Origin of the sequence: Terrabacter aerolatus (assembly GCF_007991735.1) — a bacterium.
Taxonomy (GTDB): domain Bacteria; phylum Actinomycetota; class Actinomycetes; order Actinomycetales; family Dermatophilaceae; genus Terrabacter; species Terrabacter aerolatus.
Genome location: NZ_BJYX01000056.1, coordinates 1 through 1,120 on the forward strand (window position 1 = coordinate 1; position 1,120 = coordinate 1,120).

Below are 1,120 nucleotides of genomic sequence, written 5' to 3' on the forward strand. Positions count from 1 at the left end.
GGGCTAGGTGTACTGACCCGACAGGTTGGTTAAGCGGGTGATGGGTGGCTTGTTCCCGCAGGCGGTGTGGGGTCGGTGGTGGTTGTACTCGTGCAGCCATGCTGGCAGAGCGGCTCGGCGCTCGTCTTCGGAGCCGTAGCAGCGGGCGTATCCCCACCCGTCGGCCAGGGTGCGGTGGAAGCGTTCGATCTTGCCGTTGGTCTGGGGCCGGTAGGGCCGGGTTCTCGAATGCTTGAGCTTCAGTTCAGTGCAGGTGTCACGCCACAGGTGGGAGCGGTACGCGGAGCCGTTGTCAGACAGCACCCGCTGGGCGGTGATTCCTCGCTCGGCGAACCAGGTCACCGCGCGGCGTAGGACGCCGACGGCGGTCGCGGCGGTCTCATCGTCGTGGACCTCGGCGTAGGCCACCCGGGAGTGGTCATCGATAACGGTATGCACGAACGCGTGACCCATCTTTGGGTTGTGATGCACGTTCTTGGGTTTTCCCGGTGTCGATCGCCGGTTGTGCCGTCCCTGAACGCGCCCGACGTAGCGCCAGCCGCCGCCATCGGGAATGTTGCCCAGCTTCTTGACGTCCACGTGCAGCATCCCGCCGGGGTGCTCGTGCTCGTAACGGCGCACCGGCTCGCCCGTGGCCCGGTCGACATGGCTCAGCCGGTTCAGCCCGCAGCGGGCCAGGACCCGATGGGCGGTCGAGGGCGCGACCCCGGTCAGAGCAGCGAGCTGGACCGGGCCCAGGCGCTTACGAAGCCGTAGCGCCACGATCCGCTTCGTCGTCGCCGGGCTGGTCTTGGCCGGCATCGAGTGGGGCCGGCTGGACCGGTCGGTCATCGCCTCACCGGCGGCGTACCGGGCGGCCCAGCGCTTGACGGTGGGCCAGGAGCACTGGAACCGGGCCGCGACCTCGACGATCGGGACCTTGTGGTCGACGACGAGCTGGGCCACCCGGAGCCGCGCGCGTGGGGTCAGGGCAGCGTTAGCGTGGGACACGAGGGCCTCCTGTTGGGCGAAGTGAACCTTGAGCAGTTCCACTCCACCGCGGGAGGCCCTCCCATGTCAGCAACTCACAGCGTGAAGTCGCAGTCCCTCAACCAACGTGCCCGATCAGTACAGCTAGGCG

The 1,120-nt window shown here is 68.0% G+C and carries 1 protein-coding gene; it reads right to left on the reverse strand.

Going from position 1 to position 1,120, the window contains the following annotated elements; translation table 11 throughout:
• Positions 1-3 precede the first annotated feature (3 nt).
• Positions 4-990, reverse strand: a complete 987-nt coding sequence (locus tag TAE01_RS20365) for an IS481 family transposase (protein WP_147068630.1) — start codon at positions 988-990, stop codon at positions 4-6.
• Between the last annotated feature and the right edge of the window lie 130 nt (positions 991-1,120).